The sequence below is a fragment of the Paenibacillus terrae genome, from assembly GCF_000943545.1.
Classification (GTDB): Bacteria; Bacillota; Bacilli; order Paenibacillales; family Paenibacillaceae; genus Paenibacillus; species Paenibacillus terrae_A.
Window position 1 is genome coordinate 17,634 of the sequence record NZ_JTHP01000030.1, and the last position, 21,542, is coordinate 39,175.

Sequence of the window (21,542 nt, forward strand, 5' to 3'; positions counted from 1 at the left end):
GCTAAACTATGCTCTATTATGGACCTGGGTATACCCATGGCATCCCTCTGATCCGGGAAAATTGACTTAAACTTTGAAACATGCTATAATGTGATAAGAAGTGTGATTAACGACTTTATACTCATGGTTTTTCATAAACATAGCATCCTCTATTGTAGCAAGTTTAACCTCTGTTCGCAACCAGCGGGCTTTTTTTTATGCCTTTATATAAGTAAAAAGCGGTCGTCCATCTATAAGATGAATACGGCCGCTTTTTACTTTTTCATACATTCGCTACTTGCTCTCTTCCACAGGATGAATATGTTCCGCCAGTCTGCTCAACCGCTCCAGTTGATGACCATAGTCATACATCGCAGCAGCCACAATCGAGAGTCTCAGCATCCCCTCCTGACAGTGGTCAAAACGGGTAATCGCATGCTTCATAAACTCACCGTTCGCCTGCTGGAACATTTCGCTTTCGTCCTCGTTCGGTTTCAGCTTATCTTCAAACTTCAGCAGCGCATGTTCATGGAACCGAATTAGCAGTTCCAGATGACCATCAAAAAACGCATCCGTTCCCTTCGGTCGCACAGACTGGAAGTAGTGCCTTTCCACCGCGTCCAGTACCTCATACCCTTTGTGCAAACTTCCGAGCATTTGCTTGTATACCACCATCTGTCTCGTCTGACTGAACCGGGAGCGCTTGAGCTTCTTCTGCTCTTCCTCGAACAAATGATATTTATCCGATAGCGATTTTATGGCTCCCTCCAGATTGCCTTTTTCCTCTTTAAAGACAGACTCCTTAATCTCATCGGAAATGGCGGTGCGCAGCAGCAAGGACATAGTGTTAAATACACTTTGAATCTGATTGATAAACTGTCTTTTCGGTTTCGGAGGAAACACCGTAATATTAATAACAAAAGCAGAAACAATCCCGATTAAAGTAAGCACAAAACGGGTCACCGCAAATTTCCAGTCATCCGAGGCTTCCATGACAGAAACAACGGTTACCAGTGTTAGTCCTACCGTATCAGCCATATTTAATTTCAGACATATCATAAGTACCAGCACACATACCAATCCGACCGCAATCGGTTCATTTGAAAATACCATTCCGCCCAGCAACGCCATGATTGCACCCAGTGTGCTTGTTTGGAGTTGATCCAGAAAATAACGCCACGACCTGTATATCGACGGTTGCATGGCAAAAATAGCGGCTATCGCTGCCCCCACAGGCGAATGGGTATTCAAGAGCGTGCTCAAAAAAAGGGCGAGCGTCACTGCGATTCCCGTTTTTAACACCCGTGCTCCAAAAGCCAAAGCCATCCCTCCTGCTTACCCTTCAAATTTATTCATACCGAATTACTATAATGAAATTTCAAGACAAAGTCTATGCTTTATTATTACCCAAAAAAATCGGAGACAAGGAATATTTATGAAATGCACAGATCCTGCTAGAATACATATCAACAGCATCAACTTATCTGCATTAACGTCACAGGAGGATCGCATCGTGTCATGGATTAGCAAAATGTTAGACGAGCCTCGAAAGTGGCCGCGTAATATCCGATTGTTTTTTATCGCCAATCTGCTGTATCAGATGGGTACGGGAATGTTTTCCGTTCTGTATAACCTGTATATCCAGGGGCTTGGCTTCGGGGATGACATGAATGGCCGAGTGGTGAGCATGCAAGCACTGGCTACAGCCTTGCTGTTTATTCCGGTCGGTTTTTTGGGGGATCGGAGGAGCCGCAAACACATGCTGGTCATCGGTGCGTTATTCAGCGGTGTCGCCTTTCTCATCCGTACCTTTACGGATACCAGTGGCAGTATGCTGGTTTTCGCCGTCGTTTCGGGTGTATTCGCCGCCTTTATTCAGGTGCTGGCTGTACCCTTTTTAGCGGAAAGCATCAGCAAAGCCCAACGCTTGAAAATATTCAGCTATTACTCGGCTCTTGTACTCGCAGCACAGGTCATGGGGAGCTTTGGCGGTGGTGTACTTGCGGATGGGCTGCAAACGTGGGGGATCACACAGCTCTCCAGTCTGCGGGTTGCCCTGTTCCTCGGAGGAACGGCAACATTGACCGCTTTTATACCATTATTGTTCATGACAAAAGCAACTCATGTTGAGGAAGAAGCGGCCCTTGCTAAATCGACACCTAAACCGGTATCAGCGAATACGGCGGAATCCACGCCCGCTTTACCAGTGCCACCTGCTCCTGCTGCTTTCTCGGATACCAGAGTCATCGGACAATTTGTCCTTGCCCAGTTTTTTCTCGGGTTGGGCTCAGGTCTGGTCATCCCTTATCTCAATTTGTATTTTACGAACCGCTTTTCCGTATCGCTCAGTGCGATGAGTTTGCTGATTGCTCTTGGTCAGCTGATGACGATCCTCTCTATGCTGATCGGGCCTACGCTTGGCAGCCGAATCGGACTGGTCAAGGCTGTCGTTGGCTTCCAATTGCTCTCGCTCCCGTTTCTCCTGATTACCGGCTTCACGAATGTCCTCTGGATTGCTTCCATCAGCTTTCTGTTCAGGCAAGCGTTGATGAATGCCGCCAATCCGCTGCAAACCGCCATTCTGGTGGAACGTGTATCGGATAAGAACCGGGGGATTGCCAACTCGGTTCTCCAGACGACCTGGATGCTAGGAACCGCAGGCATGGGACCTGTACAAGCCTATCTGGTTACGACCTACGGCAATTACTGGGGCTATGCCATCACGTTCAGCATGACAGGTGTATTTTATATTTTGTCCTCCCTCGTCTACTATTGGATGTTCCGAGAAAACCGCCCGTCCGCGGGTCAGCTTTTACAAAACCCGGCAAGCCCGTAAACAAAATCATGGCACAATAAAAGCCGGAGCCACCAAGCGGACTCCCCTGGATCGTCATAGGATAAATGAGAATGGCGGAGGAGGAATGAAGGCATGCTTCGAGTCGCATTATTTACGGACACGTATGCGCCTGACGTAAATGGCGCTGCCCTGACACTGGAACGATGGATTGGCTATCTGGAGAAACATGGGGTATCTACGCTCGTCTTCGCACCGGAGGCAGACCACCATCTGCCCTCCGGGTCGGGTATAGAACGGCTTCGGAGCATTCCTTTTTTGTTGTATCGAGAATGCAGGCTTGCGATCCCCAACGCCAAACAGATCAACGACCGTTTGTCCGCCTTTTCCCCGCACCTGATTCATGTCGCTACCCCATTTAACCTTGGCCTGTACGGAACAAGCTACGCAGCCAAACACCATGTTCCGCTCGTCGCCTCATATCATACCCACTTTGATAAATACCTCGAATATTACAAGCTTCGCTGGCTTGAACCTGCCTTGTGGAAATACATGCTCTGGTTTCACAGACATTGTGAAAGGGTGTATGTACCCTCTCGGTCAACCATGGAGTTATTGCACAATAAAGGAATGAGTCAACTCGAAATCTGGGGCAGGGGCATTGATACCCATCGCTTCCAACCTAAAGTGGATCGTCACGCAGTATGGAGAAAATGGGGCGTTCGTGCAGACGCATTCGTTATTTTATATGTCGGCAGACTTGCACCGGAAAAGGGAATAGACACCTTACTGGATGCTTACCTCCAGTTGCCGGACGATGTCCAGGCAGAATCTGTGCTGGTCATTGCGGGAGACGGACCACTGTACAAGGTCAAAACAGCAGCAGACATGGGGGTGCCAGAGCATGCAGTCCATTGGCTTGGTTTTGTGAAAGGGCAGGAATTAGCGGAGCTATACGCCGCAGCGGATGTATTCCTGTTCCCCTCCACTACGGAAACATTCGGCAACGTCGTGCTGGAAGCTATGGCTAGCGGAACACCCGTGGTCGGTGCCGATGAAGGCGGGGTAAAAGATAATCTCATTCATGGGAAAACGGGCTTGTTGTGTCCTGCCGGAGATACCGCTGCCTTTGCCGAAGCTGTGCACCTGTTGTACAAAGACGGCCCGCTTCGCGATTCTATGTCCATGGCGGGTAGAGCCTACAGCGTGGAACAGACATGGGATCGCATTTTCGAACGACTGCTGGACAGCTACATGGATGCCGCAACCCTGCATCTCGACAGTCGCCCTATGACGCATATATAGCCCTGGAAACTGCGGATTTCAGGATACATCAAAGGGTGGTTAAAAAATGCTTTAGCATGCATTCTATAACCACCCTCCACTATCATTATAACTTTATACCGTCCAGCTATGTTCTCCTAAAGAAAGGAACACGTTAATATCTTAGCTGTTTCAGCAACTTGTTATGTACTCCGCTCAACAGAATCACGGCTGTCAGAGCGCCGATCAAAGCGAGAAGCATATCCCATTGGGTATCCCATATATCCCCTTGGGTTCCCAAAAAGGCTTCTGCGGCCGTTCCAGTCGCCTTGGCTACGGCAAACTCAATCAGCTCATACGCAGCACTAATCGCAAGGCACACACTAACCGTGAGAAAGGTCAGCCAGCCTCCGCTTCCCAAGGTCGTTTTACGCAGCAGCACTTCTCTGACAATAAGCGCAGGCACAAAACCTTGCGCAAAGTGCCCAAGTCGGTCGTAATAATTACGCTCCAGCCCGAATGTATCCCGTATCCAGTTAAACAGGGGCACTTCCGCATAGGTATAATGCCCGCCGACAATCAAAATCAGCGCATGCAGCCATATCAGAGTATACACCAGATTCGTGAACCGGAATTGGCGGTAAACAGCCACCAGCAGTCCAGCTCCCAAAATCGCCGGAAGAACTTCCAGTACCCAAGTAAAATGATCCGCCGGATGGATAAAGGACCAGATGAGAGCAAGCACCAGTAATACAAGCAAAACAAGCGGGTAGCGATCATGTTTCGACCTTGCCGTTGCCTGATTCATGCGTCATTCCTCCTCAACCCTCAGCTCTATCCTTCATTCGTTACGATATGCTTGACACGCCCAACCTGTCCGTCTGACAAACGTACTTTAATTCCATGCGGATGACGCGGAGAATTGGTCAAAATATCCTTCACTGTTCCTCGTGTCAGCTTTCCGGTAGGCTGATCTTTTTTAAGCACAATATCCACCTGAAGCCCTGCGCGAATATCTGATCGGTTTTGTCCATTCATGGTTTCTATTCCTCCTCTCTATTCAAGCTTATGAAGCTACTCGGTTATTCAGCCACTCAGTCGCATTTAAATCATTAGTTACGCCATTCATCCCGACGGCTGTATCCGATCCAAACCACGCACATCGTGGATACATAGCTAATGAACAAAATAGCAAATACCATCCCGCTAAACTCTACAAAATGAGTACGCTGTAGGGTATCTGCCCATATGGAGGACACTTGCGCATACAGTTGGGAAGGCGCAGAAATAATATCCCACGTGTTCCCCCGAAAGAAACGGCCAATATAAATGCCCAAGCTGCTGAGCAGCAGCACCGCCAGCACAAACAGCCAGCTTACAAACCCGCCGCGTGCACGCTGTACCAACTGTCGTACAGATTCGAGCGATACAAATCCCATCGTCAGCCCAAGGACAGCGACCAACAGCATCCCCAGTACATGATTCCAGAAATACGGCTCTCCCCAGAAGCGCTGCCCCCCAAGAAATGGATATCGGGCGAATACATGCAGCAAATCTGTGATTAAATACGGTGTGTTGGGATAAAAAAAGAGCCATACCGCTCCTGTTATCCACAGCAAAAATGTTCTCGTTCCCCGCCGCCAGGAACTATAAATCACATCAAGCAGCAGCGTTAAAAGCATCGGAATCCAGGCCAGCATCATATTCCACCATATAAAACGATAAGGGCGTCCCCCCGAGGGCAGCTGCACGTTAATGATCCATAGAGTGCTGATCACTGAGCATACAGCTAATACGATAAAAACATACCCTTTTACAGGATAATTTAACGATCTTAAACGGGCATACATGTGTATCTTGTCCTCCTTTGCAGCCGTCCAGCCTTTTGACGTTCCAATTTACACCTGTTCTGGACAGTGTACACCACAATCGCTTCAAGCTCAATGGAAGCGCTCCATTCAGCATGCCTCAAGACGCGAAAAAGCACCTGTTTTACGAGACTGATCTCATCCTCGGAAACAAGTGCTCATCGTACCTCAAACTTCACTCACAGGCAAAGGCGACATGCGGATCGTGATCGTCTGATCAAACGGAGCCATCCAATTGACCAGCAATGTGTGACAATCCACTGGGTATGCAGCCCCCCGAACCGAGGTAGCCGTATGCTCCATCGCTGTTCCTGTCAGCTCAAACCATGCATTTCCTGATTCATAGCGCGCCATACCGCCAGTCCAGCATTGCACCGCTTCATTAACCAGCCTATATTCCCCGCAAGTGAATTTTCCTTCACGTCCAAAAACAAATAAAATCTGTGTCATGCAATCCACCGGACCTTCCGAACGAAAACGAAGCGTCCACACATCCTCCTGACGATCCACATCCACCCGGATTTCATGCTTCTGTTCATGGGTTAGTGGACGTTTGTGATGCGGCAGCAAATACCACGGACTGATTTCCTCCTGCGAGGTAGGCGGCAGATCAGCGGCAGCAACAGGCCCGTAATAGCCCTTGGCCTGCTGACCCGATAGCGTCCATCCGGTTTCATGCGCAGTCAGCTCCTGCATAGGCACGAAGCCTGGCGAGAAATACGAAGCTGCCTGAACCGCCAGTAGACGTGCATTTCCATGCCGCAACGACAGGAACGATGAAGCCTCAGTCATGAGTGTCGCGCTGGTATCCTTCTGCCGATATCGAGCAACCGGAGCGCCAAAATCCGTATGCAGCCTGCTGTGATAAATGTGCTGATGATGCCCTGCCTCATCCATCCGGCTCAGATAGTCAGCCCTCGGAAAACCTCCGTTCAGCAACTTGTTATAGGTGACAGGTAATGCAGCAGGCGATATTTTGCGGGTTTGCAAGCGCGGCTCCAGCAAGAAGCGTACAGCCGCATTAATCGGAGCACCGCCCGGATGATCCGTTACCTGAATGGCGGCGACAGCCATCGCTTCGAATATAGCATCCTCATCCTTGGTAGCCAGCATGGCATACGGGAGAAGATAGGAGGATAAATTCATCATCACGCCGAAGTCCTGTCTTCCCGAATATTCTGTGACCACTTCCCCATCGGGATGGACAAGGTACACCATCATGTGCAAATTGCGCCGTACCGGCTCAAGCAGCTCCGGCAGCTTCAATAAACGGGCGGCATGAATCAGCATAATATCGCTGACGGCATTATAAATTCCGTTGCTGCGCTCCGTCCATTCGCCATCCGGCGTTTCGTCCAGCCCTTCTGCCAGCCACATACCGGCCCGGGCGAGCGCTTCGGGCAGATCAAACAGCTCGTGCAGGAAGCCCAGAGCAGCGCACAGTACCCAGCGGTGATTCGGCGTATGGCAACCTCCGGTCAGCATGACCGGGATCGTCCGCTCCAGAAACAGGCGGATCGCGTCAGTCACCCGGCGCAGCTCCAGCCAGTCGTCACCGATCAGCAACTGGTAGACCTGAGCGTAGCCCACTACCACGAACGCTGTATCCGGCGGCGAGTGAAAATTGGTCCAGCCCGGCGAAATAGAGCCGTCCTCATGCTGTACGCGCAGCATGTACTGCGCCGCCAGCTCCAGCCGGATCAGCACACCCTCATTCCGGTAATAAGCGGAATCCGGATTGACGAGCGCGGCCGCCCAGACCGCCATTGCCGCAGGAGTGCCAACCGAATGATTAGGCCAGGCAATCCCGTTCTCATCATCCGTCACCCCACCGTAATAACGGCTGTCGACATCCAGCACCTGATGGTCCATGCCCGGTTTCACCCAGGCATCATTGACCGCTACGATTTTACTATACATTCCCTCACCCCCTGTGATATGCATAATCGTTGATCATCCTTGCGTCTGAAGTTTCGCTATCTTGCTTGTCAGCAACTCATGGCTGCGTTCAATGTCCTCCGGCTGGCATGCTGCTTTCAATTCATACACCTTGATCGGCGCCTGCCGGATAATATGAATGAAGCGATCAAAGAACTCCAGATCACCACTATGAATATAAGGGCACCAATGATCGCATAACCCTATCGTTTCATGGATGTGGACACCAAGAATATAGTCGATCATCTCATTGGCTTCCTTGGCATTATCGTACAATCCCATCCGGTCCATGATCATGCCGTGTCCAATGTCATACCATAGATATACGGGCGCGTCCTTCAAATCGTCTATGATCGTCTTGGCCTCCTGTAAGGTAGGCATCTGATAGCAGCGTGAACGCGTTTCGATACCAATTGCTACATCATAGCCCTTGGAGGCGATATGGTCACACACCTCTTCCAGACTGTCGCGGATTGCTACGCTGCTCATCATTAATCTGGGCAATATGATCACCATTGGCTTTGATCGTCCGTATGTGATTGGCAACGTGGCGGGGGTTCGGGATTATTCCGATGTGCTAAGTACGTTTGTATACCGCATCGGGATGGAATCCGGGCAATACACACTGGCAACGGTGGTTGGTTTGTTCCAAGCCGTGGTGGGCCTGATCTTCGTACTGGGTGCGAACTATGCTTCCAAGAAGCTGACGGATGAAAGTATTATGTAAGTGGTAAAGGAGCTGACACCTGATGAGTGAACGTACTGCGAACCGCACCTTTGATATTGTAACCACCCTTTTGGTGGCTGTGGCTGTGCTGCTGTGTTTGGCCCCGTTTATTCATATTTTGTCTATTTCCTTCAGCTCAAACCGGGCTATTACGTCCGGGGAGGTTACCCTGTTTCCGGTTGAGTTCAATTTGAAGGCGTATGGAAAAGTTTTCTCCGATATGAGCATGATTCGTTCGCTCGGGTTTACGGTCATGTTGACCGTGATCACGACAGTGCTGAGTATGCTGATGACGGTGATAGCTGCATACCCATTAACGAAGAAAAATTTAAAGGGCCGCAAAACGATCATGTTCATGATTGTAGTCACGATGTTTTTCAGTGGCGGTATCATTCCAGAATACATTCTGGTGCGCGATCTGCATTTGCTGAATAATATGGGGTCCCTTATTTTACCAGGTCTGATCAGCCCGTTTTATCTGATTATTCTGATTTCCTTCTTTAACGGGATTCCAGAGAGCTTGGGAGAAGCGGCGGAGGTTGACGGCAGCAATCAATTCGGCACTTTGATTCGGATAAGCGTTATACATATCATCACAAAATCATATTTACAACAAAAAAAGGCTTATCCGCCTACATGAAGTACGGATAAACCTGATCTGTTCTCTAATCTTGTATCCAATCTAGCAACGAGCGTACCGTCAGTTTGCCTGGAGAAGCTGCCTCAAAAGCCGAGCTCCCTCTGCCCAGAGCCAAAAATCCCACCGTTTTAGGAATACCGGGAGCCAAATCCAGATGATTGTCGCTGAAAATGCCTTCCTGGTCCGCCGACAGCCATACATGCCTCGCCAGTACATCCGAGAGAAGGTTAAAGCTGCTTCCTCCGCTTCCCTGCACCTCTATCACTTCAATATTCGGCTGCGGCAAATCCATCTCTTTTGTGTCAGCAAAATAAACTTCACAGGAAGCCACTGGTTCACCGTTTTGTATCAGACGTGCGACCAGCATATGCTCCGCAGGGTTCAGGCCATTCAGCCATTTGTCGGCAGGCAGTATATGTACCGGCCCCGCCGCATTAGCTTGCTGCTCTACCTGAATGTCCTCTTCACGGATGGCCTTACTACCCCGGATATGCAAAAGCGTCAGCCGCAGCGTGCCTTGAACAGGTTTTAGCGTATCGTTGACAATATGCAGCTCCTTATTACCCTGCTCCGTATCCGCCACGCTCAGCAGCACATCGGCAAAGCTGCGCTTAGCCGTATATTGCAGCGCCTTCCAGCGACCAAAATAGTCCATACTCGACCAGGAGGCAACGGGCCAGCAATCATTCATTTGCCAATACAATGTGCCCATGCAGTAAGGCTTGCGACGCCGATGCGCCTCGATGGCCATTTTCATTGCTTCCGCCTGTAAAATCTGACTCATGGGAAGAAAAGCTTTAAAATCCTTCGGCTCCCGCATGTACCGTTCCATATATTCTTTAATCAGGCGATTGCCCGCCCCGTTCTTTTGATGCGCCAGCATTACCGCAGATTCCAGCTCCAGATCGTTCTCTTCCGCATAAGCGCGCACGGACCTGTATTCGGGAAAGGACTGAAAGCCATATTCACTCATAAAGCGCCCCACATGCACATGGTAATTCTCAAAAGGCTCAGATGCGTGCCATACGCCCCAGTAATGAACATCCCCTGCCGTCGAGGACGGATGAGCATGCTGATTTCGGTCTCCAGACAGGCCGATCAGTGGAGACGAGGGCCAATATGCCGTCTGCGGGGACCAGCTGTGTACCACTTCCGGTAAAATCCGGTGAAAGAGCGTCTCATAATCAGACCACAAGCGCTCTCGCTGCGCTGGCGTATAATCCTTTTTCCAGCCCCAGCCTCCCTTCTCCTCATAATGCGCCCAAGCTGAATCAATCTCATTATTGCCGCACCATAACGCAATACATGGATGATTGCGCAGACGCTTGATGTTGTCCTCCGCTTCCTTAGCCACATTGTCCAAAAAAGCTTGATCCCCCGGGTACATACTGCACGCGAACATAAAATCCTGCCATATCAATAAACCGTATTCATCGCAAAGCTCGTAAAATACGTCTTCCTCATAAATACCGCCGCCCCAGACCCGCAACATGTTCATATGAGAGGCGGCAGCGCTGGCAATCTCATGCCGATACCTTTCCCGTGTCACTTCAGGGGCAAAGCTGTCATTCGGAATATGGTTGGCTCCCTTCGCAAACACTGGAACCCCGTTCAGTTCAAAATAAAAACTCTCTCCCGCCACATCCCGTTCACGCACAAGACGAATCGAACGCAAGCCTGTCTTCACCGTTTTTTCCGCGATTACAGCTCCTTCATCCCGCTCCACAAGCTCGGCTGCAAACGTATATAGATGCGGCTCTCCAAGCCCCCGGCACCACCACAGCTTTGGCTGCTCCATATACAATTCCAGATCCACCGTTTGCCTTCCCTTCAGCAAACGAACAGGCTTCGACCACTCCCTGCCGTCAGCGGAAATACGCAGATCGGCTTCTCTGATCTCACCCGCATTCTCAATCTCTGCCACAGCCGTGAGTCTGGCTCCCTCTGCACTTATTTCATCCTGCCGGATAAACAAGTCCCTTACGATAAGGCCGGACCATGCCTCCACGCGCACCTCTCTCCAAATGCCACTCGTCACCAGCCTCGGCCCCCAATCCCAACCGTAATGGTAAGGAGCCTTACGCGCGAAAACACTTACCTTTTTGTCCGCCAAACCACCCGCTTCGGACTGATCATTCGGCGCAGGAAGAGCGTAACCTAGTTGTTCCAGCTTGGGCACATCCTCAGCTATTGGAGAACGGAACGCGATTTCCAGCCGATTCTCTCCCTGTTGAACCCATGCCTTCACATCCCGTCTCCACATCCGAAACATATTGTTGGCCGACAAAACGGGGTGTCCATTCACTTTTACCTCCGCATACGTGTCCAAGCCCTCCAGCACCAGTTCTACACACGGGCACTGAAGCTGTTCCACACTCATTTCAAAATGGGCTTCGTATATCCAGTCCTGTTTGTCAATCCATTGTACCTTCTCCTCGTTCGTTCCGATAAAAGGATCAGGAATTTTGCCATGTCTTAAAAGGTCCGTATGCACACATCCCGGTACCTCTGCGCTAAGCCACTCATCACCTTGCGCTTCCCTAAACCTCCAGTTATCCAACCCTGTCACATTGAACATCGTCACAAGCCTCCCTATAAGGATGATTGGGAACATCTTGACTCCTCTATAAACATAACAAAAATAACATCAAGCTAACAAATTAGTCAAATCGTTTTTTGTAAAAAAACAAATTGAAAAACAACAAAGAAAAGTCGCTCTCGGCCAAAAAAGGCTAAAAGCGACTTTTTTATCTTCCCCATGTACGGAGCTCAATCATCTACATCTGGACATCAACTATATTTGATTGTACTAATCGGGTGTTCATGATCATCATTTCCCTGACTGAGCCGCGGCGCATACCCCTCCCGTACGACTAGCTCCGCGTGCAGCAGCTTTTTCTCGACGGGAGAATCCGGGTTAGTTATACGCCATAGCAGTTGATCCACCGCACGCATTCCCAGCAGCTCCTTATCCACTCTCACCGTCGCATAAATCGGCATCTGCTCGCTCGTATCGTCAAAACCAGTCACTCCACAGCGCCTTGGGACGTCAATTCCCTTTTGTTTGAGCGCATCCACCACTTGCCCGGCAGTCACATCATTCACACATACAAACATCTCCGGCAATTCATCCTCGGTCAGCTTGTCCAATTCCTCGGCAAGCTTCTGCGCTCCCATGTGGAGCAAAGCTCCGTTTTGCTTTAAGTCTATTCCTCCAAGCTCCAGTGTGGAGCGAAAAGCTTCCCAACGTTCATAGAAACTGTGAGCATCGTCGATATTTCCGACAAATTGAAAACGGGTATAGCCCCTGCACAGCACATTTCTCATGAGTTCAGACATACATGTGCGGTTATCTGTAAACACCGTATCGCTTAAAAACGCAGCATCCCAATGGTCCACCATGACGACCGGAATGCTCATCCGATAAATATTCAGCAATATAGAAGTAGAAATCGACCCCACCGTGATAATGCCCCTGATCGCTTCCGGATTCAGCAAAGAAAACATATCCTCTGTCGAAGGCTCCGTTAACGTCAGCATGTTCATACCCTTTCCATTCAGGCGCTCAGAAATACCTTCAAACACAGGACCCCAATACCTGGATTCTCTGTTCTGGTGCCGTATATTCGGAAATAACACCAGCACAGTTCCCGACCATTCCCCGGCATCCGTGTCCCGAGGTTCCACCCCCGTTGTCTTTGGATGATTGCGAAAATAGCCCATCTGGGCAGCCAGCTTGACCAACACTGCCCTCGTCTCCTCACTTACTCCGGGCTTGCCGGACAATGCACGCGAAACAGCGAACTTTGAAACACCGGCCGCATCCGCAATTTCCTGCAACGTTACTTTTCCACGCATCTTCTCACCCAACCCTATTCGGAATCTTTTTTTGCCTCTGCCTTTCCAATACATAGGCGTACCAATAAACTGGTATCATCGTAGCACACTTTGTTTTAGATCATCAAACGATAGATTTGCACAAATCCACACCATCCACCAAAATATGTTTGCATAATAAAAAAACAAACACATAACAAATCAACAGAAATGACTTGACGGAAGGCTCGCTATTTCCTACAATTTACTATTGAAAGCACTTACATTATGTAAATCATACTTATAAAGGGGGATTTTGCAGATGTTCAAGATCAGGTCGGTACGACAAGGCTCCATCCTGCTCCTGGCTTTGTTGCTGCTCGTCACGACGGGCTGCGCAAACGGAACAGGCGGTACGGCAGAAAAGGAAAATCCCGATGATACCAGTCCTGTTACACTTACTTTCTTTGGTGGTGACGCCAGCTCGAACTGGAATAACATGAAGGATGCAATTGGACAGGAAATTATCAAAAAAACGGGCGTGACACTGAACGGAGAACATGCCGTCAATGGCCGGAGTGAGGAAAAGTTTGCTTTGATGGCTGCCAGCGGAGAGTATCCTGACCTGGTCTATCCCAAAAACGATGTCGGTAAGCTGGTCGATGCCGGGGCACTCATTGACTTAACCGACCTGATTGATAAATACGGCCCCAATATCAAGAAAGTGTATGGAGACTATTTTAACCGTATTAAATATAGCCATGACGACCCTGCCATCTATACCATTCCGACAAATTTGGGCGTAGATCACATCGCATTTGACGCACAAGCCGGGTTCGAAATCCAGCATCAGGCACTCGAGAAGCTCGGCTATCCGAAAATTCGCACGGTTCAGGATTTTGAAAAAGCACTCAAGGACTATGTAGCCCTATATCCCACCACTAACGGTCAGCCTACCATCCCCCTCTCCCTTGATGCCGAAGATTGGAAAATTCAAATTACCGTAACCAATCCGGCAGTTACCGCTACAGGCGGACCGGACGATGGAGAGTATTATATCGATCCCAAGACGCGTAAAGCCATTCTCCACTACAAACGCCCGGAGGAACGGGAATATTTTCGCTGGCTGAATCACATGTACAACGAAGGACTGCTGGATAAGGACACTTTTGTGCAAAAAAGCGATCAATACAAGTCCAAAATCGCCGCAGGTCGTGTGATTGGACTCATCGATCAGGAATGGAACTATCAGGATGCCGAAAACGCACTCAAAGCGTCAGGCAAGGATGAATTTACCTACGCGCATTTTCCAGTCACGTTAAGCGAGAAATATGAGGATCATTCCCTCCAGCCGCTCGGGTTTGATGCTGCATACGGGATCGGAATTACGACCTCGTGCAAAAATCCCGTGCGTGCCATCAAATTTCTGGATTTTCTGGCCTCCGACGAAGGACAAATTTTGCGCAACTGGGGAATCGAAGGCCAGCATTACAATGTAGAGAATGGCAAACGGGTTATTCCGCCCGATGTGCAGCAACGTAAAAACACCGATAATTCCGCTTTTACGAGAGAGTCGGGCATCGGTTTGTACTGGATATGGGGACCGCATTACGGTGACGGCATCAAGGACCCTTCTGGCAACTACTATACGACGAACTATCCAGAGATGATTACCGAAAATTACAGCCGGGCCGAAAAAAAATCCCTGCAAGCCTACAATGCTCGAACGTGGAAGGACCTGTTCCCGAACGAAAAGGATTTTCCAGTGAAAGAATGGGGCGCCGCCTACAATATGCCCGTTCCGACCAATACGAACTACAATGTCATTTATCAGAAGTCGCAGGACATTGTGCGCAAACGGATTCCCGAGGCCGTACTCGCCAAGCCGGATCAATTTGATGCTGTCTATGACCGCATGCTCCAAGAGCTGGATCAGGCAGGTGTGCCGAAGGCTGAAGAAATCTACACCGGACTGATCCAAAATCGGCTCAAGCTGTGGAACGCGGAAAAATAACGATCAAATAAGCTGAACTTAAAAGTTACTTATCGTGCCACTACGCAGTCGGATGGTGCTTCCCATCGCCACCGCCCCCGGATTTCTTGAATAATCATATAACTAGGGTAGAAATCCGGGGACAAAAGCGAACGCTTCGCTTGTACAGCACCATTCCACCTACTCCGTTTTGATGCTTATTTTTTCAAGTCAGCTTATAGTTCGAGCTTGGCTTATATGAATGAAAGCATACAGGGGCTGACAGCCTGATGCTGTTCAGCCCTTTTACATTGAACGTTCTGTTTCGTTCCATATATACATGACACGATGATGACTGTCTGTTTCCCTACACGTTCTGCGAAGATTCCGTCGTTTGCTCCGCAGCCTCATACTCACTTCGCAAAATGCCCATTTGAATGATGTCATAGTATTGTCCTTCCCTGAACAGCTTTTGCCGCAGCCGACCTTCCTCCTTGAAGCCGCAGGCCAGATAGCAGCGATATGCACGCTCGTTGTATGCATAGACCTCCAACTCCAGCCGATTCAGATTCAGCGTATGAAATACAAATTTCTGTAATAGCCAGATCGCTTCACGTCCGTAGCCTTTGCCCAGGTTATCATCGCGTCCAATCACAATGCCGAGCGTGGCATGCCGATTCATCCAGTTGATTTTAAATAAATCCAGTTGTCCAATATAGTCCAGTGTGTCTTTATGCGCAATGACAAAGCCCTTCGTCTCCGAACTGCCGTCGATCATCATCTGTACATAGGCTTCGCTATTCGTCTGAGAATGAGGATAAGTAAAAACATCGCTCAAACCGCGTGTAATATCCGGGTCATTGACCCATTTTCGTATTTCCGGTATATCCTCCTGACGATACTCTCTCAGCACGATGCGTTCCCCAATAATATGCGGCATAGTACATCTTCCCTCCAGTTATGTATGGGCATCCTGGCAGTTACCTGCCCTCAGGTAATTCAGCTTATGCTTCCATCGCTCTCACGAACTCCAGAAAGCGCGTGCCTTTATAACGAAGCTCCCCACGATCTCCAGTAACAATCATTCCAAAATCCCTATCCTTCACCTCCAGCTCCTTACGCTCGCCCCCATCAAACTCAAAGGTAACATAATAATTTGTCGAAGCTGAAAAATCGCCTGAGCCCCCGCGAACCCTCGTTCTCTTGTCCACCACCTTGCATGAACGTTGCTCCAACTCAGCAGCTTGATTCGAAAGCCCTGTACCGATTGCCTTGGCAATGATAGCAATAAATCCAATTGCAATGATTCCAAAAACGATAAAAAATATGGCATCAAACGACCCTGAATCCATAAATCCATTTCCCATCATACGTATTCCCCCTACAGTAAAAGGTAGATTTACCACAGTATCTCCTATTGACAAATCGTACATCTTCATCCTTCAAAACTCCAGTACATTTGTAAAATTCGCACGAAAAAAAAGTTATTCTGCTTATCCCGCACCCCGCTTGGACTTGCCCCCAATCCTTGTGCCCAACCTTTTAAAAGTGATTGACCTCACCTATATATAGATATAAAATAGAAATCGTACTCTAAATATAGTGTACAACGCGTATTTTACACATATATCTTGAAAATACAGATATGGAAGTACCAATATAAATAGGCGTTAAAATTTTGGCGAAGCACAGCCAGCAAGGGGTTGCGAATCTTTACAGGATTTCGAGCCTTGGACAGATGCTGTTTTGCCAAATGTCAAGGAGGATGAATACAATGCTGATTGCTTATGATTCCAAGACCGGCAATGTAAAAAGATTTATCGGGAAGCTCAAGCTTCCGGCGGTCCAAATCCAGGAGCAAATGACTATAGAGGAACCATACGTACTCATTACATATACAACGGGGTTTGGACAGATACCTGAGAGGGTATCTTCCTTTTTGCAAAAAAATGCTCAAAACCTCGTGGGTGTGGCTGCCAGCGGCAACCGTAACTGGGGCGAGAGCTTTGCCAAAAGCGCGGATTTGATCTCCGACCATTATAACGTGCCTGTCATCAGTAAATTTGAATTATCCGGAACGTTCGGCGATGTAGAGCGTTTCAAACAGGAGGTGAGCCGAGTTGCGGCATATTGAACTGAACAACATGTTGATGAAACGCGATACAGATGGCTTTTTCCAATTGGAAAAGGACCAAGAGGCTGTAGACGAATTTATGAAGGAAGTCGAAGAACGGAGCTTGAAGTTTGCGGATACAGCGGCTCAAGTGCTCTACATGATTGAGAATGATTATTACGAAAATTTCTATAGTAGCTATACAGCTGACGAAATTAAGGATATTTTCCATATCACTCATAGCTATAATTTTAAATTTCCTTCCTATATGGCAGCATCCAAGTTTTATACGGATTATGCAGTGAAGAGTAATGACCGTAAGGTTTATCTGGAGCACTACCCTGACCGGGTGGCGGTCGTCGCCCTGCATTTGGGACGCGGTAACGCCGATACGGCGCGCCTGTTGTCCCGCTCGATGATGGAGCAGCGTCTCCAGCCGGCTACGCCAACCTTCCTAAATGCAGGCAAAAGCCGTCGTGGAGAACTGGTGTCCTGCTTCCTGCTCGAAATGGACGACTCCCTCAACTCGATCAACTACGTGCTAAACACTTGCATGCAGTTGTCCAAAATCGGCGGCGGTGTCGCGGTCAACCTGTCGAAACTGCGGTCACGTGGCGAAGCGATCAAAGGTGTAGAAGGCGCGGCTAAAGGAATTATGCCTGTGCTGAAGCTGATGGAGGACGGCTTCTCTTACGCGGATCAGATGGGTCAACGTAAAGGTTCCGGCGCAGCATACTACAACATTTTCGGATGGGATGTACTGGAGTTCCTGGATAGTAAAAAAATCAATGCCGACGAAAGAGTACGTCTGAAGACACTCTCCATTGGACTGATAGTACCTAACCGCTTTTATAAGCTGGCTCAGGATAATGAGCCGTTGCATGTATTCGCTCCTTACAGTGTGTACAAGGCCTACGGTACCCATCTGGACGATATGGATCTGGATGAAATGTACGATACACTGCTCGCTGACGACCGGGTGAAGAAAAAAGTGGCGATGAGCGCGCGTGACATGCTGACCAAAATTGCCATGATCCAGCTGGAATCCGGCTATCCATACATGATGAACAAAAGTAACGCGAATCAGGCACATGCTCTTAAAAACGTGGGCCAGGTCAAAATGTCAAACCTGTGCACAGAAATTTTCCAATTACAGGAAACCTCTGAAATTACAGATTACGGCCAACAGGATACAATCCGTCGGGATATCAGCTGTAATCTGGCTTCTCTCAACATTGTAAATGTGATGGAGCATGGGAAAATCCGCGAATCCGTTCACGAGGGGATGATTGCCTTGACCTCGGTCAGTGATATGACCCAAGTCGCGAACGCGCCGGGTGTTGCCAAGGCAAACCGGGAGATGCATTCTGTCGGTCTGGGTGTCATGAACCTGCACGGCTACCTTGCCAAGAACAAAATTGCTTATGAAAGCAACGAAGCGAAGGATTTTGTCCGTACCTTCTTCATGACGATGAACTATCACTCTTTGGAGAAAAGCATGGAAATCGCGCAAGCGGCCGGACAAAGCTTTTATGGCTTTGAGGAATCGGATTATGCGACTGGGGTGTATTTTGACCGTTATATGAACACCGATTACCGTCCGACAACGGCACGCGTACAAGAGCTGTTCAACGGCATCTATATTCCTTCTCCAGCGGACTGGGACAAGCTGAAAGCAGACGTGCAGAAGAACGGCCTGTATCACGCGTACCGTATGGCGATTGCGCCGACTGCCAGCATTTCATATATTCAAAATGCGACGTCCAGCGTAATGCCTATCGTAGAGCAAATTGAAACACGTACCTATGCGAACTCAACGACCTATTATCCAATGCCTTACTTGCAAAGAGATAATGTGTTCTTTTATAAATCTGCGTATCAAATGGATCAGTTCAAGGTGCTGGACCTGATTGCAGAAATTCAGCCTCACGTGGATCAAGGAATTTCGACCGTGCTTCATGTGAACAGTGACGTGACTACACGCCAATTGGCGCGTTGCTACCTGTATGCTGCTCACAAAGGACTCAAATCGTTGTACTACACACGCACCAAAAAGCTGTCTGTAGAAGAGTGCCTCACCTGCTCGATCTAAGACCATAATCATAAATTAAAATCAGAAGTCCTCATATGTATGGATGCTTTTCATTAGAAGCTGTATCCAGCGTGATGTTCCGCCATTTATGGGTTGGGACACGGCCTCGCGGATGCAGCTTCCGTATGTCAAGCATACGATGATTCGCCTATGTCATTTCATTATGACTCTAGGAAATCTCGGAAGCTGAAGGGAGAATGCTAAACAATGACAGGTATACAAGCTGTAAACTGGAATCGCTCGGACGATGATTTCACACTGATGTTCTGGAATCAGAACATTATGCAATTTTGGACGGATGATGAAATTCCGCTGTCCGACGATAAAATGAGCTGGGTAACCCTCAGTGATATTGAAAAAGAAGCCTACATGAAAGTATTAGGCGGCTTGACGTTGCTTGACACGATTCAAGGCGGCGTGGGTATGCCGCAAATTATGGAGCATGTGGACGGGCTGCAACGCAAAGCTGTACTGAGCTTTATGGCGATGATGGAGCAAATTCATGCGAAGTCGTACAGCAGCATTTTTACAACCCTGGCTTCTACGGAAGAGATTGATAATATATTCCGTTGGGTAGAGGAAAATCCGCATCTCCAGACCAAGGCGGAAACCATTCGTCAGTATTATATGAATATTCATACGCCAAAAGACTTGTATCTCGCTATGGCAGCGTCAGTGCTGTTAGAAAGCTATTTATTTTATAGCGGCTTCTTCTACCCTCTCTATCTGGCGGGTCAGGGCAAGATGACATGCAGCGGAGAAATTATCGACCTGATTTTACGGGACGAAAGTATTCACGGTGTTTATGTGGGTGTGCTGGCACAGGAGATTTATGCAGAGCTGGACGAGGAAGAGCAACGGGATCTGTACCAGACGCTGGTAGGGTTGCTGCGCTACTTGCACAATAACGAGGAACAATACACCGAGCAAATTTATGCTCCTATCGGGCTGGTGGACGATGTCAAAGTCTTCTTGCGCTACAACGCTAATAAAGCCATGATGAACCTGGGCTTTGATCCGTTGTTTGAAGAAGAAGAAGTCAATCCAATTGTATTCAACGGCATCAGCACCCACACCAAGCAGCATGATTTCTTTTCTAAAAAAGGAAACGGCTACGTGCGTGCAATGAATGTGGAGCCGCTGACTGATGATGATTTTAATTTTGGAGTGTAGGTAATCGGTATATGTGAAAATAGTTTGTTTAGGTGATGCTAAGGAAGACCACTCCGCAAGTGGATGGTTCTTCCGATCGCTGTTGTCAGGGGATTCTTTTGGATCAGAATTTAAGGTTCGAGTCCCCCGGCAAAGGCGAACGCTTCGCTTCTCCAGAATCCATCCACTCGCTGCGTTTCTCAGCATGATTTAATATCCAAAAGTATTTTACATATTCATAGAAGTCGTTGAGTTATTTATATTTATAAACCATACAGGCACCATCTAAGAACGAGTTATAGTCATCTCTGCATACTGAGTCAACTATCTTTGTATATTTGTAATACTTCCAAAAGAAAATCCTTATCATACCCTGTTTTTTGATGGAGTCGATCACACCATGCTTTAATATCCTTTATCTCAGGTTCATTTATAATTCCAGCCGTCGTACTCAGAAAACTTGACCAGTTATAAAACTCCCAATGTGCAATTTCGGATAGATACGGAACTCTACATTCTAGCAAAGGCGACTTTTTTATTGTGTTCTGAGAAATTTCCGCTGCCTTCCAAAATGTCGAGAATTCCAATGGTGCAAGATCGAACTTCTGACGACTCATTTTACCATTAGGTCTGTGATATAAGATTGTAACTGTATCCTGATGCGGTTGAACCTCAATTTCTGCTGCTGGAAAAAAGCCTGTTAATCTCTCTGATGTAAAGCTTGGATGATCTGCATCTACTAATACTGGAATCAACCATTGGTCTCCCAAGTCGCATAAATAACGTCTGCCATCTTCATTTTGGCAATTACAGCGACGTGCGCCTCTGTTGTCCCCAAGTCATGGCCGATAGGATAAGCTTCAATTCCTTCTTTTTCAAACTCGTGCAGCAGCCATATCGCTAAGTCAAAACAATTACCTGTAATCCCATACCGCTCATGGTGCTCCTTCATTAAAGACACATCTCTCTGTTTCTTTCCATCCGTTTTCTTATAAAACCAAGCCTTCGTTAACGTCTCCATCGGAAAGGTATTAAACTTTTCCCATATAGACAAAATCTCGTTAGGGACTAACATCGTCAACCTCCTCAGGTCTCTCCACTTTGATCATCAAAGATCAGTTACACATATATTACCCTGTGCTTGTAAAAACAGATAAGGCCACCCATACTATAAGTATACATATTTGA

The 21,542-nt window shown here is 48.2% G+C and carries 17 protein-coding genes and 3 pseudogenes; 8 read left to right on the forward strand and 12 right to left on the reverse strand.

Annotation, left to right across the window (positions count from 1 at the left end):
- Positions 1 to 273 precede the first annotated feature (273 nt).
- On the reverse strand, positions 274 to 1,305 hold the full coding sequence (locus QD47_RS15300) for an FUSC family protein (protein WP_200893447.1): 1,032 nt from the start codon (positions 1,303 to 1,305) through the stop codon (positions 274 to 276).
- A 187-nt stretch (positions 1,306 to 1,492) separates the two neighbouring features.
- On the opposite strand from QD47_RS15300, the gene QD47_RS15305 reads away from it, so the two are divergent.
- Together QD47_RS15305 and QD47_RS15310 are read left to right on the forward strand one after the other, a co-directional pair.
- A complete protein-coding gene (locus QD47_RS15305) occupies positions 1,493 to 2,815 on the forward strand; it encodes an MFS transporter (RefSeq protein ID WP_044646956.1) in 1,323 nt (440 codons plus the stop codon).
- A gap of 93 nt (positions 2,816 to 2,908) precedes the next feature.
- The gene (locus QD47_RS15310; protein ID WP_044646957.1) at positions 2,909 to 4,078 is read left to right on the forward strand and encodes a glycosyltransferase family 4 protein; all 1,170 of its coding nucleotides are present in this window, start codon (positions 2,909 to 2,911) and stop codon (positions 4,076 to 4,078) included.
- A 133-nt stretch (positions 4,079 to 4,211) separates the two neighbouring features.
- Here QD47_RS15310 and QD47_RS15315 read toward each other — a convergent pair whose 3' ends face one another.
- From QD47_RS15315 to QD47_RS15335, 5 genes and pseudogenes are all read right to left on the reverse strand, one after another.
- Positions 4,212 to 4,844, reverse strand: a complete 633-nt coding sequence (locus QD47_RS15315; protein ID WP_044646958.1) for a DUF2238 domain-containing protein — start codon at positions 4,842 to 4,844, stop codon at positions 4,212 to 4,214.
- 26 nt (positions 4,845 to 4,870) lie between these two features.
- Positions 4,871 to 5,074, reverse strand: a complete 204-nt coding sequence (locus QD47_RS15320; protein WP_044646959.1) for a YwbE family protein — start codon at positions 5,072 to 5,074, stop codon at positions 4,871 to 4,873.
- Between the two features lie 74 nt (positions 5,075 to 5,148).
- The gene (locus tag QD47_RS15325) at positions 5,149 to 5,886 is read right to left on the reverse strand and encodes a DUF1361 domain-containing protein (RefSeq protein WP_044646960.1); all 738 of its coding nucleotides are present in this window, start codon (positions 5,884 to 5,886) and stop codon (positions 5,149 to 5,151) included.
- A 186-nt stretch (positions 5,887 to 6,072) separates the two neighbouring features.
- Positions 6,073 to 7,824, reverse strand: a complete 1,752-nt coding sequence (locus QD47_RS15330; RefSeq protein ID WP_044646961.1) for a hypothetical protein — start codon at positions 7,822 to 7,824, stop codon at positions 6,073 to 6,075.
- A gap of 33 nt (positions 7,825 to 7,857) precedes the next feature.
- A pseudogene (locus QD47_RS15335) lies at positions 7,858 to 8,316 on the reverse strand (TIM barrel protein); the annotation flags it as partial.
- Between QD47_RS15335 and QD47_RS15340 the strand changes: the two are divergent.
- Positions 8,273 to 8,569: pseudogene (locus QD47_RS15340) on the forward strand (sugar ABC transporter permease); the annotation flags it as partial. The pseudogenes QD47_RS15335 and QD47_RS15340 sit on opposite strands and share 44 nt — an antisense overlap.
- 22 nt (positions 8,570 to 8,591) lie before the next feature.
- Positions 8,592 to 9,146 (forward strand): annotated as a pseudogene (locus tag QD47_RS15345) (carbohydrate ABC transporter permease); the annotation flags it as partial.
- 88 nt (positions 9,147 to 9,234) lie between these two features.
- Here the strand turns inward: QD47_RS15345 and QD47_RS15350 are convergent.
- On the reverse strand, positions 9,235 to 11,787 hold the full coding sequence (locus QD47_RS15350) for a beta-mannosidase (RefSeq protein ID WP_044646963.1): 2,553 nt from the start codon (positions 11,785 to 11,787) through the stop codon (positions 9,235 to 9,237).
- A 212-nt stretch (positions 11,788 to 11,999) separates the two neighbouring features.
- Positions 12,000 to 13,067, reverse strand: a complete 1,068-nt coding sequence (locus QD47_RS15355; RefSeq protein WP_044646964.1) for a LacI family DNA-binding transcriptional regulator — start codon at positions 13,065 to 13,067, stop codon at positions 12,000 to 12,002.
- Between the two features lie 280 nt (positions 13,068 to 13,347).
- Here QD47_RS15355 and QD47_RS15360 point away from each other — a divergent pair, with 280 nt between their 5' ends.
- A complete protein-coding gene (locus tag QD47_RS15360) occupies positions 13,348 to 15,039 on the forward strand; it encodes an ABC transporter substrate-binding protein (protein WP_044646965.1) in 1,692 nt (563 codons plus the stop codon).
- 325 nt (positions 15,040 to 15,364) lie between these two features.
- Here QD47_RS15360 and QD47_RS15365 read toward each other — a convergent pair whose 3' ends face one another.
- Positions 15,365 to 15,937 (reverse strand): GNAT family N-acetyltransferase, encoded by a 573-nt coding sequence (locus tag QD47_RS15365; protein ID WP_044646966.1) that lies wholly within the window; start codon positions 15,935 to 15,937, stop codon positions 15,365 to 15,367.
- A 64-nt stretch (positions 15,938 to 16,001) separates the two neighbouring features.
- Positions 16,002 to 16,364 (reverse strand): DUF2500 domain-containing protein, encoded by a 363-nt coding sequence (locus QD47_RS15370; RefSeq protein ID WP_152643817.1) that lies wholly within the window; start codon positions 16,362 to 16,364, stop codon positions 16,002 to 16,004.
- A gap of 407 nt (positions 16,365 to 16,771) precedes the next feature.
- Between QD47_RS15370 and nrdI the strand changes: the two genes are divergently transcribed.
- The 3 genes from nrdI (at position 16,772) to nrdF (ending at position 20,375) form a co-directional block, all read left to right on the forward strand.
- On the forward strand, positions 16,772 to 17,131 hold the full coding sequence (gene nrdI / locus QD47_RS15375) for a class Ib ribonucleoside-diphosphate reductase assembly flavoprotein NrdI (RefSeq protein WP_044646968.1): 360 nt from the start codon (positions 16,772 to 16,774) through the stop codon (positions 17,129 to 17,131).
- Positions 17,118 to 19,202, forward strand: a complete 2,085-nt coding sequence (gene nrdE, locus QD47_RS15380) for a class 1b ribonucleoside-diphosphate reductase subunit alpha (RefSeq protein ID WP_044646969.1) — start codon at positions 17,118 to 17,120, stop codon at positions 19,200 to 19,202. Before nrdI ends, nrdE begins: the two co-directional genes overlap by 14 nt.
- 207 nt (positions 19,203 to 19,409) lie before the next feature.
- Positions 19,410 to 20,375: a class 1b ribonucleoside-diphosphate reductase subunit beta gene (gene nrdF, locus QD47_RS15385; protein ID WP_044646970.1), complete on the forward strand. Its 966-nt coding sequence runs from the start codon at positions 19,410 to 19,412 to the stop codon at positions 20,373 to 20,375.
- Between the two features lie 299 nt (positions 20,376 to 20,674).
- Here nrdF and QD47_RS33920 read toward each other — a convergent pair whose 3' ends face one another.
- Together QD47_RS33920 and QD47_RS33925 are read right to left on the reverse strand one after the other, a co-directional pair.
- On the reverse strand, positions 20,675 to 21,109 hold the full coding sequence (locus tag QD47_RS33920; protein ID WP_327204674.1) for a hypothetical protein: 435 nt from the start codon (positions 21,107 to 21,109) through the stop codon (positions 20,675 to 20,677).
- The gene (locus QD47_RS33925) at positions 21,106 to 21,429 is read right to left on the reverse strand and encodes a hypothetical protein (RefSeq protein ID WP_327204675.1); all 324 of its coding nucleotides are present in this window, start codon (positions 21,427 to 21,429) and stop codon (positions 21,106 to 21,108) included. The genes QD47_RS33920 and QD47_RS33925 overlap by 4 nt, the downstream gene beginning before the upstream one ends.
- Positions 21,430 to 21,542: the final 113 nt, after the last annotated feature.